This is a genomic window from Pedobacter sp. GW456-11-11-14-TSB4, assembly GCF_059424425.1.
This window is the reverse complement of sequence record NZ_JBWKZK010000001.1, coordinates 1-16,235: the sequence shown is the minus strand read 5'-3', so window position 1 is coordinate 16,235 and position 16,235 is coordinate 1. Positions and strand designations below refer to the sequence as shown.

Genomic DNA, 16,235 nt, shown 5'->3' with positions numbered 1-16,235 from the left:
CAGCAATTCCTTTGCTTTGTAAACCCGATCGCAACGAAAATACTTTTACCCAGTCCCCTTTCAGGGGATTTAGGGTAAAAGATTGCAGTGGAGAGCGGGACTAACTTCAATAGTAGCAATGACCCTGCTTTTCTAAAGATATAAGAAGTTACGTATAAGATTTGAGAGTCTGGTTAAAACACATATTTATCACGACTTTATTTTTTGGAAGCTAAAAATTACATCAGCCAAGCCTGTCAATAGTGGTAAAATCGTTTCAAATTCATAACAAATTGTCAGTTTTTAGTTGCAGATAAAACCTTACAATAAATCGACAATGTGCTATTTATCGTGAATTTGAATATGTTTTGCCCATTAAAAACCTAATTATTGCCGATTTACGTAAGTAAGGTATTGCCAAAGCACTTTTTTGGGAATGTTATTTTTTGTTAATTAGTAAATATAACTACTGCCTTATTCACCAAAATGGCGTAATTGTTGATAAATTATAAAAATCAGCGGCCGTATTTATAAAACAAATTTATAGTTTAGAGTCGACTGGTTATACACACATATTATGGAAGCTAAATTTTCTCCACAAGTAAAAGACGTGATTTCTTTTAGCAGGGAAGAAGCCCTGAGATTAGGACACGATTATATAGGCGCTGAGCATTTGCTACTAGGCCTAATTCGCGAAGGTGATGGTATGGCCATTAAGATATTAAAGTCTTTAGGCGTTGATACCTCAAAACTTCGCCGTTCTATTGAAGAAGCCGTTCGTGGTACTTCGAGTGTTACGGTTAATTTGGGTAATATTCCATTAACCAAACAAGCCGAAAAGGTATTAAAAATTACTTATTTAGAAGCTAAAATATTTAAAAGCGATTTAATTGGAACTGAGCATTTATTGTTGTCTATTTTAAGAGATGATGACAATATTGCATCGCAAATTTTATTGCAATACAGCGTTACTTACGAGATCTTTAAACAAGAGGTTGAGGTAAATAAAAATGGTTTTAGAGACGAAGCTCAAGGTGGTGGTACTGCTGGCGGCGATGATGATTACCAAGAAGAGGAAAGTTTTACTACGCCTAAAAAGGTATCAGACATTAAATCTAAAACACCTGTATTAGATAATTTTGGTCGCGATTTAACTCGTGCAGCCGAAGAAGGTCGTTTAGATCCAATTGTTGGTCGCGAGAAAGAGATTGAGCGTGTTTCCCAAATTTTATCACGTAGAAAGAAAAATAACCCGATTTTAATTGGTGAACCTGGTGTTGGTAAAAGTGCAATTGCTGAAGGGTTAGCATTAAGAATTGTACAGCGTAAGGTTTCTAGAGTTTTGTTTAACAAACGTGTAGTTACGTTAGATTTAGCTTCGTTGGTTGCGGGTACAAAGTATCGTGGTCAGTTTGAGGAGCGTATGAAAGCGGTGATGAACGAGTTAGAGAAATCTACCGATGTAATTTTATTTATTGATGAAATTCATACCATTGTTGGTGCAGGTGGTGCTTCTGGTTCATTAGACGCATCGAATATGTTTAAACCAGCATTGGCCAGAGGCGAAATACAATGTATCGGTGCTACAACTTTAGATGAATACCGCCAGTACATTGAAAAAGATGGCGCTTTAGATCGTCGTTTCCAAAAGGTAATGATTGAGCCTGCAACGCCTGATGAAACTATCGAAATTTTAAACCGTATTAAAGAAAAGTATGAAGAACACCACGGTGTAACTTATACCGATGATGCAATTAAAGCTTGTGTTAGTTTGACTGCTAGATATATTACTGATCGTTTTTTGCCAGATAAGGCAATTGATGCTTTAGATGAAGCTGGTTCGAGAGTGCATTTAACAAATATTCACGTTCCAGAAAATATCATCACTATTGAAAGTAAAATAGAGGATATTAAAATTGAGAAGAATAAAGTAGTTAAAAGTCAGAAATACGAAGAGGCTGCCAAATTGCGTGACACTGAGAAAAACTTGTTAGAAGAGTTAGACCGTGCCAAAGCAGAATGGGAAGCAGAAACTAAAACTAAACGTTATGAAGTTTCTGAAGATAGCGTAGCTGAAGTAGTTTCGATGATGACTGGTATACCGTTACAACGAGTTGGACAAGCAGATAGTACTAAGCTATTGAATATGTACGACAAAGTGAACGAGAAAATTATTGGTCAAGATGATGCGATTAAGAAATTAACAAAAGCGATACAACGTACCAGAGCCGGATTAAAAGATCCTAAAAAACCTATTGGTTCGTTTATTTTCTTAGGTCCGACTGGTGTTGGTAAAACAGAATTGGCAAAAGAACTAGCTCGCTTTATGTTTGATAGTGATGATTCGCTTATTCAAATTGACATGAGTGAATACATGGAGAAATTTGCGGTATCTCGTTTAGTAGGAGCGCCTCCAGGATATGTGGGTTATGAAGAAGGCGGACAATTAACTGAAAAAGTTAGAAGAAAGCCTTATGCAGTAATCTTGCTAGATGAGATTGAAAAAGCGCACCCTGATGTATTTAATATTTTGTTACAAGTATTGGATGAAGGTCAATTAACAGATAGTTTAGGTAGAAAAGTAGATTTTAGAAATACGATAATCATCATGACATCTAACATTGGTGCTCGACAATTGAAAGATTTCGGTGCTGGCGTTGGTTTCTCTACATCTGCTAAAGTAAACCAAAGCGATGCACATAGCAGAGGTGTAATTGAAAATGCTTTAAAACGTGCTTTTGCGCCTGAGTTTTTAAACAGGGTTGATGATGTGGTTGTGTTTAACAGCTTAGGTAAAGAGGAAATCTTTAAAATTATAGATATCGAATTGAAATCTTTATTTGGTAGAGTAAATACTTTAGGTTATGAAGTTAAGTTAACCGAAACAGCTAAAGAGTTTATTGCAGAAAAAGGTTTTGATAGCGCTTTTGGTGCTCGTCCGTTAAAACGTGCGATCCAGAAATATTTAGAAGATCCAATTGCTGAAGAAATATTGAAAGGTGATATTGCAGAGGGAGATGTTTTAGAGATTGATTACGATAAAGAAAAAGAAGAAATTACAGTTGTAAATAAAAGCAACGGTAAGAAAAAGAAAAAAGAAGAAGGAGCATAATAGATCTGCGTCACCCTGAATTTATTTCAGGGTCTGGATAAGAAAAGTTAAAACCCCGAAGTAAATTTTACTTCGGGGTTTTTTGCTTTTATTTTGTCAATCCGAGGAACGAGGAATGTTTAAGTTACTTCGCTAATTTAATCAAGAGTTTCTTCGCTGCGCTCTGAATGACAAAACTTAACTCTTGGTTTTTTTACTCTTAATTTGTCATTCCTAGGAGCGGAGTGATGTCAAAAACTTTGTACTTTTTGTGCCTTTTCGGTTTATAACAACCCAATCAAAGCCTCATAATAATTCTCTAAAGCTTTCTCGCTAGTTTCTAAAAACAAAAATGGTTCAATTAATTCTAGCTCCATTAACATAAACTTATTATTAACCATTGCTCCATCAACTCTAGCATATAAACAACGTTTTGCAAATTGATCAACATATTTTTGAGCAGTTGCAATTAAATCTTCATTCGGTTTTTGAGGGTAAACAGTGCCTCCAAAAGTAGCCTGTACTCTAAAATCGCCTTTGGCAACTTTTTTTAATAAAGCATGACTAAATTTACCATTGAAAAATAAGAAAGATAACTCTCCATCTTCCTCAATCTCCTTCAAAAAAGGTTGGATGATAAAATCTTCAATTGCTACTAAAGATTTCAGATTTTCATTTATTTCATCAACATTTTCAGAAGTAACCTTAAACGTATTTTTAGAACCACCACTCACAGCAGGTTTCACGATAAATTTGTCAGTATTATAAAAATCAAAATATTTTCTCAGCTCAATAACATCACCTTTGGTTAAAAAAATACTGGGTGTTACATTAAGCCCAGCTTTTTCAATATCATGTAAATAATGCTTATCGGTATTCCATCTAACGGTTTCTATAGGATTAAGAAGTTTAACATTTAAGGTTTCGATTTTATTAAGCCAAACATAAAAATCATCAATTAAATCAAAATAATCCCAAGGTGATTTAAGGATTGCCAAATCGTAATTTTCCCATTCAACTTTTTCGTCGCTCCAGATTTCTTTATTGATATTTAATCCATTTTGAGTTAAATAATTGATGATCTGGTCATCTTCATTATTAACGTTTATAGTATTATAAGCGCCTTTATCCTGATAAGTTACTAAAGCTATTTTCATTAATTCGGTTTGAGTGTCGAAGGTAAGGAATTTATGCCTTCCGTCATATCGAAGGAGGATCGACTGAGATATCTGCTTCCTATAAACTTCTATCTTTTAAACACAGAAAATAAATACAGTTTTAAACCCCAGGAATTTCTCTCCAAAAGAAAAGTCGGGATCGAAATGGTAAGACTTTACCTTAAAACAAACTAATCTGCGCCTTAGGAATTTTAAACAGCGTTTGCTCTAGTTCAAATCTTTCATTGTTTAAACCGTTTAATCTACAGTGTAGTTTAAATGTATTTCTAATCATTTCTGCAAAATTACCTTCACCTCGCATGCGTGTGCCAAACCTGCTATCATTAACATTTCCATTATGGCAGTTTTGTATTTGGTGCCAAACCTTATCAAACCTATCGGGAAATGTTTTTTTCAGCCAATCTTCAAATATTTGATTAATTACACCATTCAGGCGAACTACTGTATAGCCTGCACTTTTTGCACCATTATTTGCACTAGCTTTCAAAATTGCTGCCATTTCATAATCGTTTAATCCTGGAATCATCGGTGCTGCCATTACGCCAGTGGGTAAACCAACTTTGCTTAGTTGTTCAATAATTTTTAAGCGTTGTTTAGCTGTGGTTGTTCTAGGTTCGAGCTTCAAACGTAATTTTTCATCTAAACTGGTAATAGAAACATAAACTGCTGTTAATTTTAACTTTGCTAAATCTTGTAAAATATCTATGTCTCTTAAAATTAAAGCATTTTTGGTTATCATGGTGATAGGCTGTTTATGTTGCAATGCAATTTCTAACAGTTGTCGAGTGAGTTTATATTTCCGCTCTGCGGGTTGGTAACAATCTGTATTGCCAGATAAAGAAATAGGAGTGGCATCCCAACCTTTTTTGGATAGAAACTTTTTGAAAAGTTCTGGTGCATCTTTTTTCACTATAATTTTTCTTTCAAAATCTAAACCAGCACTAAATCCCCAATATTCGTGAGAATTACGAGCATAACAATAAATACAACCATGTTCACAACCTTGGTAAGGGTTTAAGGAATAAGCCATCCCAACATCAGGACTTTCAACTTTATTAACAATAGATTTAGATTTACCGATGATAAAAGTTGTTTTAGCATTTGGCTCCTCCCAATCGTCAATTCCCTCTGGATGTTCTTTTGCTAAAGAATTTTTTAAAAATTTATTAGCGGTATTAAATTGCGCACCTTGTCCATTTAAATAATCATCATTAACAAAATTCATGCTTAAAATTACTAAAAATATTAGTAATTAATTGTTTGCTTTTTCAACAAAAAGTTAAGAAGCATGAGAAACTTAAATTCATTGCGAACATTTTATTTTTTTGGAGGCATGTAGTCCATAGGTACCATATCAGCCACTTTTTCATAGGCCCAAAACCCTTTGTATAATAATGCTCTGGGATTAGAGATTGTTCCATTCGCATAAAAACTAGCAGATGTATGTAATAACTGAACGATAGATATTTGATATCCTTCTAAATCCATTGGTCTGTTTTGTTTTAAGCCACTTGAATTATATGCTGGCGTTTCATTTTCATTCTTGTATATAACATAAAGTTCATCAGTATATTTCATGCTTTTTAAATCAGCATCAAGTTTTTTTACTAAAGTATCTACCAGAACATCTTTTCTGCTTACAACATTAAATTCTTTTGGCTCTTTTCTTTTTTTTAACCAGTAGGATAAAGAATCGCTTCCATCAAAAGTTAACACGTTAGTTAATCCATTTTTGCCAGTAGTTAATTGTTTTACTTTTGCATTTATTAAGCTATCTGGTGGTCTGTTTGTATTTGGTATTTTACTTATTTTATTAATGATATAACCTTCCTCAGTTGTTGTATTATTATATAGTGATCTAAAGAAATGCAAATGAGATCCGTTATATGCTATTTCTCTATTTTTTATCCAACGTTTTTGGTTTGCATTGCTGCCTCTCAACTCTTCGAAAAATGGGTGACCGGCATAAAAAATCATTCTAGTTTTGTAGTCATATTCAAAATACTCTAATAAATATTTTAATCTGTATCCAAGCGCTTTGTTCTCTATAATCAAAAAGTCTGATGCTTTTACCGATAATAAACTTTGCGTTTTGTCATCATCAATAATTAAAACATCAGTGTTTAGAATTTTGCAATCTAGAGCATTGGGTGTTTTACCGATAAAAAAATCTTTAAATAAAGCTAAAAGGTAGGCTCTGTTTGGATCAGGTTTTATAACTACCTCTTTCAGCAAATTAACATTTTCTTGTAGTGTTACATTTAATGATACAGATTTATCAGCTATAATTACGTTTTTAGAGTAAGGTAAATAGCCAATCATCTGCACCAAAATATCGTAATTACCTGGAGCTAAATTTGGTAAAACAAATTTGCCTTCTCCGTTACTAACGGTGGCAATTTTATATCCGCTAACGTAAATTGCTGCCCCCGGTAAAGTTTCTTTGTTATCTCTAATTATTCCGCTTATGGTGTAATTATTTTGCGCAGTCGAATAATTACATAAGCCGATGAGGCATAAGATTATAATTAGCTTGTTTATCATACAAGTAAATATAACTAAAAGAATAGTAGTTTAAAAAGTTGATATGAAAATTTTAAGCTATTCCAACAACTCTTTTGCATTTTGCAAAGCTGATGCTCCAGGGTTTTTGCCACTCAACATTTCTGCAATCGCACCAATACGTTCATCTGCATTTAGCTTTTTAATACCGGTAGTAGTTTTATCTGCCTTTTCATTTTTGTAAACAAAATAGTGCGAATTACCTTTTGCTGCTATTTGTGGCAAATGCGTTATGGCCATAATTTGCATGTCTTCAGCCAAACTATCTATCACCTCACCAACTCTTAATGCTGTTTCCCCAGAAATACCTGTATCAATTTCATCGAAAATAAGGGTAGGCAAAGCAGTGTGTTTTGCCAGTAAAGCTTTAACTGCCAGCATCAATCTAGATAGCTCGCCACCAGAAGCAACTTTGCCAACAGGTGCCGCCTGCTGACCAGCATTAGCGGTAAACAATAACTGCACTTCGTTATAGCCATTACCATTTAACTGAGTTTGGCTAGTCAAATTAAAAGTTAATGCTGCATTTGGCATGCTCATTTGCTTTAAAGATTTGCCCACTTCTTTTTCGGTAATTGTAATTGCTTTTCTTCTGTTACTATCTAAATCTTTGGCTTGCTTAAATAGTAATACATTAAGTTCATCAATTTCTTTCTGCAGTTTTACTAGTTGCTCATCGCTATTTAAAATAGCATTCAAATTATCAGATAGCTGATTTTGAATTTCCAAAAGCTCAGCATTATTGCCTACACGATGTTTCTGTTGCAAAGTATAAAATAAATCTAACCGTTCTTGGATGATTTCCAATCGCTTTGCATTATGTTCCGTACCTTCTTCTACGCTGCTAATTTCAATCGCTAAATCCTTCAATTCTATTAAAACAGATTTTAACCTTTCGTTTAATTCGGCAATAGCGGGATCAAATTTCTCGACAGCATTCAATTGCAAATTGGCTTCTTTTACTAAATTAATGGCTGCGGTTTCGCTTTCGCTTATTAAATTGGTACTTGCTAATAGCGATCTTTTAATTGTTTCGGCATGAGTTAATTTCTCCAATTCTTGCTCTATATCTTCTTGCTCGCCAGTTTTTAATGCAGCTTGCTCTAATTCATTGAACAAAAACTGCTCGTAATCTTGTTTATTTTTAGCCTCGTCTGTTTGCTGTTTTAGGCTTGCTAAACTTTGCTCCAGCTGCCTAAGATGTTTATAGTTTTGTTTGTAATTTTTAAGCATTGGCTGATGATTTGCCAAAGCATCTAAAATCAGTAATTGAAAATCAGCATTACCAATTTCTTGTGTGGCATGCTGAGAGTGGATGGCAATTAAGTTTTCGCCAACTAATTTCAAAATACCCAAGTTTACAGGCGTATCATTTATAAAAGCTCTTGATTTGCCATCGGCAGCAATTTCTCTACGTAATAAAGTGTCAGCTTGAAAATCCAAATCATTGTTATCAAATAATGGTTTAAGCTGTTCATCCGCCAGTAGAAAACTACCTTCAATAACACATTTTTTATCTTGGTTAAAAAAATATTTGCTTTCTGCCCGCTGACCTAAAATCAACGACAAGGCTCCCAAGATAATAGATTTACCTGCACCAGTTTCACCAGTAATGATATTTAATCCTTTACTAAATTCAATTTCTAGTGTATCAATTAAAGCGTAATTACGTATCGAAAGTTTTTGTAGCATATCTCCCGCTAAATTAAACATTAAACCCCTAAGGTTTTAAAGGTTTTTTAAACAAAAAAGGACAAGAAATTAATCTTGTCCTAGGCATTGTTTCATTTGTTTGGTTTAATTTTTGTCTTTTTGCTTTACTTTTAAATCGGTAGCCTTATCAAGCTTTTCAATTTTAAGCGGTACAGCTTCAAAATTAATCTTATTCAATTTTTCGGCACTTAAAGATTCTATAGCAGAAAATTTGCCAATGTCTTGTGTATTTATTTTTGTAAGAACAGCAATGTTTCCAGTTAGTGGTAAAAAGTGTTTCTGAACCTCTGTGTTGCTATCGAACAATAAGAAAGCCTTATCTGTTTTTAACCCTTTTTTCTTTTTCAATTCCTCTAAATCTTGCTCGTATTTTTTTCTCAATTCCTTATATTCTGGTGAATCTTGCAGTTTTTTCATCTCTTCAATTTTTTTCTGCCATTCTGGAGAGTTATACTTTTTCTCCAATTCCTTCGCATTTAATTCTATTTTAGCAATCCTCTCTTTCCATTCTGGTGAATTATACTTTTTTTCTATCTCCTTTGCATTCAACTCTATTTTAGCAATTTTGTCTTTCCATTCTGGTGAGTTATATTTTTTCTCTAATTCTTTTGCATTCAGCTCTATTTTAGCAATTTTGTCTTTCCATTCTGGAGAGTTATACTTTTTCTCAATTTCCTTTGCATTTAACTCTATTTTAGCAATCATGTCTTTCCATTCTGGTGAGTTATACCTTTTCTCAATCTCCTTTGCATTAAACTCTATTTTGGCAATCTTATCTTTCCATTCTGGTGAGTTATACTTTTTTTCTATTTCCTTTGCATTAAACTCTATTTTAGCAATTTTGTCTTTCCATTCCGGAGAATCGTAAAACTTCGCTATAGAATCGCTAACAAATATTTGTCTTTGCACCTTTTTTCGTAAACTATCTGGTAATTCTGAAATAGAATTATATGTTTTAACATTTCCATTATCGTCTGTTAGGATAATTTGTGTTGTTTTCTTTTTCCCATACTTATTTAATACCGAATCAGTATCTGCTTTTAAAATCATACGATTTGAGATATTCTTATCTTCTAACATCGATGACTTAAGTGAGTTTATTTTAAGCTCATTTTTTTTGATGTTTGATATCTTTTTTGAAGGATTTATCCAGGCTAAAGATGCAACTGTTGCTATAGCCAATGTTAGGATAAGAAATTGCTGTTTTACATTAATGTAGTTTGTTTTCATTTGTGTAATTCGTTTAATACGGTGATATAAATGTTGATTTTTTCCTGTTGCCGCTAGTGATAATGCGGGTGTCCGTTTATCTTTTAATAACTCTAATTTTAACAAAGCATGAGCATAAGTTAATGGTGTTCCGGTTGCTTTTATTACCAAATCATCGCAAGCATGTTCTCTTTCTATATGAATAAGTTTAGTGGTTAGCCAAACAAATGGATTAAAAAATAAGATGGTTTCAATAAAGGTTTTAATAAGGTTGATGAGATAATCATTTCTTCTGATATGAGATAATTCATGAATTAAAATGGCCTCTACTTGTTTAGGATCTAACTGTGTAGCTAATGAAATTGGGAACAGAACAACAGGTTTAAAAAAACCAATTACAAGTGGCACATTAACTTTGTCTGATAGATAAAACTTTACTTTTTTATTTATTTTTAGCTGAAAAATCGTCATGTCAAAAACAATTCTCCAGTTTTCTGGGATGGCAATTCTGCTAGCTTTTTTAAGTTGTTTAATTTTGATATATCCTGATAGCAGTACAATAAGCTGAAATATAATACCTACAATATAAACTGAAACCACAACAGGAAAGTAAGCTTCTGTTTTTAAATTAAGGGTCTCACTAAATACAGCTAGATCCTTTAAATCGTTCTGACTAATAGCAATAGATTTAAAATTTCCAGTAGCTGGTATCTCAAACAACGAGAATAAGGTATAGCAGAATATGCTAAAAGTCAAGCAAAGAGATCCAAATGCAAGGTTGTGTTTTAATCTCGATGTCATTCTAGGCCATATCAAAAAGGTCAGAAAAAGTATCGCATAAATAATAGCTCCTTGCCATAATGAATGTATAATACTCCATCCAATTGCTTTAACGATGTTGTTTAAAAAAGCTTCCATAATTTTTTATTGAATTGATTATTTGTCGACTAAACCCTCAACCTTTTAGCCCTTATCCCTCAACCTCTATTTACCTTCTACCTTTTTTAAGTATTCCTTAATTAAATCTATTTCTTCTTTACTTGCAGATTTGTTTCCCAAAGCTTGCATTACCAATCTGGCTGCAGAACCATTAAAAACATTATCAATCATTTTATTAACCAATTGCTGTTGCGTTTTTTCTTGATTAATTAAAGACCTGTAGATATGCGTTTTCGAACTTGTATCTCTATCAACTAATCCTTTTTCATGCATAATTTGCATCATTTTAAGTGTTGTAGTATAGCCAGCATCTTTTTTATTTAAGGCTTCATGTACTTCACGTACCGTACAATTGCCGTTTTTCCAGAGCACTTGTAAAATCTCTAATTCACCTTCCGTAGGTTTGATGTTCGTTTGATCCATATTGTTACTACGAATTATTTCGTATTCAAATGTACGAATGTATTCGTATAAACAAAACTTTTTTTAAAATAATTAATAAAAAAAGAAAAAAGGTTGTTAGGAGTGTTTAACGAGCCTTTTTTAAAGCCTCATATTTGCCAATATTGGCAGGGTCAATCTCACTAAGTAAATTGTAAGCCTTAATTCTATCGGCTAAATCAAGCGTAGATAATACATTGCTAAGTTCATCAGCTTTGCTCGCTAGATAAACATTAGGAAAGATCGAACCCAGTTTTTGCTTATCCAAAACCTGTAAATCGTTTAACAATGTCAATATATTTTTAGCACCGTTTGGTATATTTTCTTGAAGTTTATCTAAGCCATTTAAATGGTAATTGTAAATAAAAACCCTCAAATCCCTAAAACTTGTGTTCAATAAATTTTCATTTAACCAAAACCGATTACGTAAACCATCATTAGCTTTCCATCCTTTATTGCCTGCAGTTTGAGCAATGTTCATTAACATTTGTGCCTTTAAATACATTGGAGTACCACCAAGCTTGCTAAAGCTATCTTTATCTAAGCCAATAATGGTGTAAGCATAATAGCCTAAAAGCGAACTTAGATTAGAGATAAAGTTCTGATCTGAGAAATCTACAGGCTGACCTTCATTATAGTTAAAACTAAAATCTTTATCACTTATGTTTAATAATGTACTGTAGTACGAACTTCCAAACACAGGTCTGCTACTTTGTATTTGCGCCTCTGCACCAAAACTAGAGCTACCATCCCAACTTGTAATAGTGATAATAAAGTTGCACTCAATTCTCTCCTGTGGCATATAAGTCTCTGCTGTCCACTTATTGTTATTCAAGAAATCTCTAATCGTGGTTTGTAATTGTTCTAAGTTTCGTTTGTTAATGTTAGCAACATTAGGTGCTAAAACCTGAACTCGCGAATTTAGCTCTTGCGCATTAACCATCACACAACATAAAACTAAAACAATACAACCTAATATCCTTTTCATGATTTAACTAACTTAAGCACTTCTTTACAAATATCTTTTGCCACCTCTTTTTTAGATTTAACAGTAAAACTGATTTTCTCTAAGCGGCTATTAAATATAGTTATTTTATTGGTATCGGTTTTAAATCCAGCGCCTTTATCATTTAAAGAATTTAAAACAATCAGATCAAGGTTTTTCCTTTCTAATTTGTCTTTGGCATAAATTTCCTCTTGGTTAGTTTCAAGTGCAAAGCCAACCAAAATTTGTTTGGTAGTTTTTTGTTTGCCTAAACTTGCTAAAATATCAACTGTTTTCTTAAGCGCTATAGTAAAACTATCTTCTTTCTTTTTAATCTTTTGGTCTGCAACTGCAACTGGTGTATAATCTGCAACAGCTGCACTCATAATAGTAATGTCACTCTCGCTAAAATGGATCAAACAAGCATTTAGCATATCTGCAGCGCTCGTAACGTCAATTCTATTAAGCTTAACTTTAGTTTTTTCTGCGGTTGGTCCTGTAACTAGAGTTACATCAGCGCCTAATTGATAAAGTTCTTCTGCAATTGCAAAACCCATTTTGCCCGAAGAGTGGTTGCCAATAAAACGTACAGGATCAATCGCCTCATAAGTTGGTCCGGCAGTAACCAAAGCCTTTTTACCAAGTAGGGGTAAAGCTCTTTTAATGTCTGTTATTAAAAAATCAACAATTTCCTCAGGTTCAGCCATTCTCCCTTCTCCAACCAATCCACTAGCCAATTCACCGCTATTCGGCGAAATCAGGATATTTTTAAAGCTTTTTAGTTTATCAATGTTTTCCTGGGTGCTTTCATGTTTCCACATATCTAAATCCATCGCAGGCGCAAAGTAAACAGGGCATTTTGCCGATAGGTAAACTGCAGACAATAAATTATCGCACAAACCATTGGCCATTTTACCTATGGTATTTGCACTAGCTGGGGCAATAATCATGTAATCTGCCCAGAGGCCAAGTTCTACATGGTTGCTCCAAACGCCAGTTTCAGCTTCGAAGTATTGTGTGTAAACAGGATTTTTTGAAAGCGTGGCAAGGGTAAGAGGAGTAATAAAATTACTCGCATCAGCCGTTAGAATAACCTTAACGTTTGCACCAGCTTTAATAAGTAGCCTTACTAAGGTGGCCGATTTGTATGCCGCAATACTGCCGCAAACGCCAAGGATAATATTTTTATTGCTCAACATACCTTATTCAATCAAAGGTGCAAGATAAGCAATGGCATCAATTATTTTTGTTCTTTTGAAGGATTTCTATGGTAAACTTTACCATTTAAAAACTCGTCAATTGCAATTAAGCTTGGCTTAGGCATACGCTCATAATGCTTGCTAATTTCAATTTGTTCTCTGTTTTCAAAAATTTCTTCCAAATTATCATTAGATGAAGCAAACTCGGCTAATTTACCGTGTAACTCTTCTTTCATGTTATTCGAAATCTGATTAGCCCTTTTAGAAATAATAACTAATGATTCATAAATGTTATCAGTAGTCGCATCTAAATCATGCACATTTCTAGTTACCGTTGTATTTGGTATTGCAGGTTTTGCTGTATTCATTATTTTGGGTTTTTAATCTCTAATTTAGTACTATCTGTCTTTTTTGCCCCTTTTCTATCTAAGGCCAATAATCTCTCGGTCTCTGCTTTTTCAGCAGCTAAAATCTTCTGTGCAGTTATAATACCGCTTTCACTATCTTCTTTTAATTGGTTAGCCTCTTTAGCATATTTACTATTTGGGTAAGCCTCAACAAATTCGTCATAATAAGTAATAGCCTCTTTAAAACGTTCTTCTTGTCTAAAAGGATAACTATTTTTAGCATACATAAACTGCGATTTAACAATCAATAAGTTCATTTCTTCAGCATACTTAATATCCGGAAACTCAATTTGAGCATTTTTTAATGCTACAACAGCAGATTTGTAGTTGTCAATACTGTAACCGCCTAAATCATAGTACAATTTGGCATTATCAAATGCTTTAGTCTCTAATTTTCCTCTTAAATTGGCAATATACTGTGCTGCTTGTGTAGCTCTATCACTTTTCGGATACAAGTTAATAAAAAGCTGCAAAGCGTCTATCGCTTTATAAGTATTATCTTGGTCTAATGATGATTTAGGAGAATCTAAATAATAGCAGTAAGCTCCCATATATCTACATTCTTCCGCATTTTTACTTGCCGGATAAGTATCAGCAAATTCTTTAAATTTATAACGTGCAGTGGTATAGTCCTTTAAACGATATAACGTAAAAGCATAATAATAGCTCAATTCCTCTGCCTCAGCCGTTCCTCTATATTTTTGAGCTAAACCTTCAAATAAAATTAAAGCCTTTGTGTAATCTTTCTTATTATATAATCTAATACCTTCTTGGTATTTCTTTAAAACATCATTGCTTAGGCGTAACTTCTCAAACTTGCTTTTACAGCCAGCTGTGCCTAATAAAATAATTGTAAAACTTAAAATAAGTAGTTGTTTAATTTTAAACATTTTGCAAAGATAAGGTAATAATACGATAACGTCAATTAAAAATAATAGTTCGCTAAGCTAAATAAAGCTATCCACCCAATCAAACGCTTAACAAATTTTAACATAATAGCTCTGGCTATTCTCCATATATCAACCAATAATCCAAAAATATAGGTTGCCTTTAAGAAAGTTAGCTGCTCATACTTTTCTTATATACATATTTACTACATATATATAACGTTCAATAATAGCTAAAGCTTTCAATAAGCAGATTAACCCATGCTTAAAATTTGATACCAAACACTAGTAGAGTGGAGGCAAAATATTTTCTATCCTGCTACTTTATATAGTATCTTTATATTTCTACTGCTTTTAACTAATGCATATATATAATAGGTAACGATGTTTGTTTATATAAGTAGATCAATCTTTGTGTTCCAATTAAAGTTAGTCCCGTCGTTCGCTACAATCTTTGCGCAAAGTTTCTGCTAAATCCTAATTACTGGCTGCGCAAAGTATTTCCGCTTCCACCGGGTCTATATAATAACTGTCCTTTTCATATCACCTACTTAGTTATGTAAATATGCTACATATAATATTTATAAATATTTTAGCTACTTATATATAGTATATAGATGCTTTAAAGCATTAATGGTCTAAATCTATGCACTTCGTTTGGTTAATAATAGAGTACAGTAAAACATTCACAACTCAATACAATCGGTAATTACTCTAAAATTCACCTTTCCGTATACCTCTTCAAAAATTTTTCTGTGTGTGTATCATGTACTTACGATATTTCTCTGGATTTATTGCTGGATATGTTTGCTGGTCCGTTTATTTTTCCTACTTTTGCATCCCGCTTCGGAGGAGGCGACAGGGATTACGGAAATAGTGAGAGGGGCATTGAAAAAGGGGATTTGAAAGTATTTGGGCTGTAAACAAGCCACTTACAAAAAAGTTAAAAAAACTTAAAAAAAAGTTTTGGAAACCGAAAAACATTCCTACCTTTGCAACCCGCTACGGAGGTAACGACAGAAGGAAAAAGGGAGAGATAAGGGAGGTGAGGGATTTGAAATAATGGGAACAACAGACGAACAGACGAAACGAAAAAAAGTTTCAAAAAAAATAAAAAAAAAGTTTGCAAGTCTAAAAAAGTTTCCTACCTTTGCAATCCCAAACGGAACGGGAGCTGACGAACGGAGTTCGGAAAGCTGAAAGACAAGATTGAAACAACCAATAACCGAAAGGGAAGCGGTGGACTAAACAAGACCACTTCTGAACTGAAAACATAAAGGTTGCAACATATAAAGATCACCGCGAGGCAAGATCGGAAAGTTCATTAAAGAGATATCATTTATACAACGCAGCGAGGCAAACAGTACGATTTCAAAGTACATGACACCAAGCTGTTTCTTAAGTCTGGAACTATCAGACAACATAATACAAATAGAATAAAGACTATTAATAATTCGTTAGAATAAGAATGGTCAGTGTTCGAACTTACACATTTTACAATGGAGAGTTTGATCCTGGCTCAGGATGAACGCTAGCGGCAGGCCTAATACATGCAAGTCGAGGGGTAGTGGTTGCTTGCAACCATGAGACCGGCGCACGGGTGCGTAACGCGTATGCAACCTACCTTCATCTGGGGGATAGCCCG

General features: G+C 33.6%; 11 protein-coding genes and 1 rRNA gene. 2 read left to right on the top strand and 10 right to left on the bottom strand.

Going from position 1 to position 16,235, the window contains the following annotated elements; translation table 11 throughout:
- Positions 1–556 precede the first annotated feature (556 nt).
- A complete protein-coding gene (locus AC07XU_RS00060) occupies positions 557–3,091 on the top strand; it encodes an ATP-dependent Clp protease ATP-binding subunit (protein WP_494941587.1) in 2,535 nt (844 codons plus the stop codon).
- A 263-nt stretch (positions 3,092–3,354) separates the two neighbouring features.
- Here the strand turns inward: AC07XU_RS00060 and AC07XU_RS00055 are convergent, their stop codons facing one another.
- The 10 genes from AC07XU_RS00055 to AC07XU_RS00010 form a co-directional block, all read right to left on the bottom strand.
- Positions 3,355–4,227, bottom strand: a complete 873-nt coding sequence (locus tag AC07XU_RS00055; protein ID WP_494941586.1) for an ATP-grasp domain-containing protein — start codon at positions 4,225–4,227, stop codon at positions 3,355–3,357.
- Between the two features lie 181 nt (positions 4,228–4,408).
- Positions 4,409–5,473 carry a PA0069 family radical SAM protein gene (locus AC07XU_RS00050; protein WP_494941585.1) on the bottom strand — a complete coding sequence of 355 codons (1,065 nt, stop codon included), beginning with the start codon at positions 5,471–5,473 and terminating at the stop codon, positions 4,409–4,411.
- Between the two features lie 92 nt (positions 5,474–5,565).
- Complete coding sequence (locus AC07XU_RS00045) at positions 5,566–6,792, bottom strand: carboxypeptidase-like regulatory domain-containing protein (protein ID WP_494941584.1); 1,227 nt, start codon at positions 6,790–6,792, stop codon at positions 5,566–5,568.
- A gap of 57 nt (positions 6,793–6,849) precedes the next feature.
- On the bottom strand, positions 6,850–8,523 hold the full coding sequence (gene recN, locus AC07XU_RS00040) for a DNA repair protein RecN (protein ID WP_494941583.1): 1,674 nt from the start codon (positions 8,521–8,523) through the stop codon (positions 6,850–6,852).
- Between the two features lie 84 nt (positions 8,524–8,607).
- Positions 8,608–10,650: a M56 family metallopeptidase gene (locus AC07XU_RS00035; protein ID WP_494941582.1), complete on the bottom strand. Its 2,043-nt coding sequence runs from the start codon at positions 10,648–10,650 to the stop codon at positions 8,608–8,610.
- A 66-nt stretch (positions 10,651–10,716) separates the two neighbouring features.
- On the bottom strand, positions 10,717–11,094 hold the full coding sequence (locus AC07XU_RS00030; RefSeq protein WP_494941581.1) for a BlaI/MecI/CopY family transcriptional regulator: 378 nt from the start codon (positions 11,092–11,094) through the stop codon (positions 10,717–10,719).
- 106 nt (positions 11,095–11,200) lie between these two features.
- Positions 11,201–12,100 carry a type IX secretion system protein PorD gene (porD, locus tag AC07XU_RS00025; RefSeq protein ID WP_494941580.1) on the bottom strand — a complete coding sequence of 300 codons (900 nt, stop codon included), beginning with the start codon at positions 12,098–12,100 and terminating at the stop codon, positions 11,201–11,203.
- On the bottom strand, positions 12,097–13,296 hold the full coding sequence (gene coaBC, locus AC07XU_RS00020; RefSeq protein ID WP_494941579.1) for a bifunctional phosphopantothenoylcysteine decarboxylase/phosphopantothenate--cysteine ligase CoaBC: 1,200 nt from the start codon (positions 13,294–13,296) through the stop codon (positions 12,097–12,099). Before coaBC ends, porD begins: the two co-directional genes overlap by 4 nt.
- 41 nt (positions 13,297–13,337) lie before the next feature.
- Complete coding sequence (locus AC07XU_RS00015) at positions 13,338–13,664, bottom strand: DNA-directed RNA polymerase subunit omega (RefSeq protein WP_494941578.1); 327 nt, start codon at positions 13,662–13,664, stop codon at positions 13,338–13,340.
- The gene (locus tag AC07XU_RS00010) at positions 13,664–14,593 is read right to left on the bottom strand and encodes an outer membrane protein assembly factor BamD (RefSeq protein ID WP_494941577.1); all 930 of its coding nucleotides are present in this window, start codon (positions 14,591–14,593) and stop codon (positions 13,664–13,666) included. Before AC07XU_RS00010 ends, AC07XU_RS00015 begins: the two co-directional genes overlap by 1 nt.
- 1,493 nt (positions 14,594–16,086) lie before the next feature.
- On the opposite strand from AC07XU_RS00010, the gene AC07XU_RS00005 reads away from it, so the two are divergent.
- Positions 16,087–16,235 (top strand): 16S ribosomal RNA (locus AC07XU_RS00005); the annotation flags it as partial.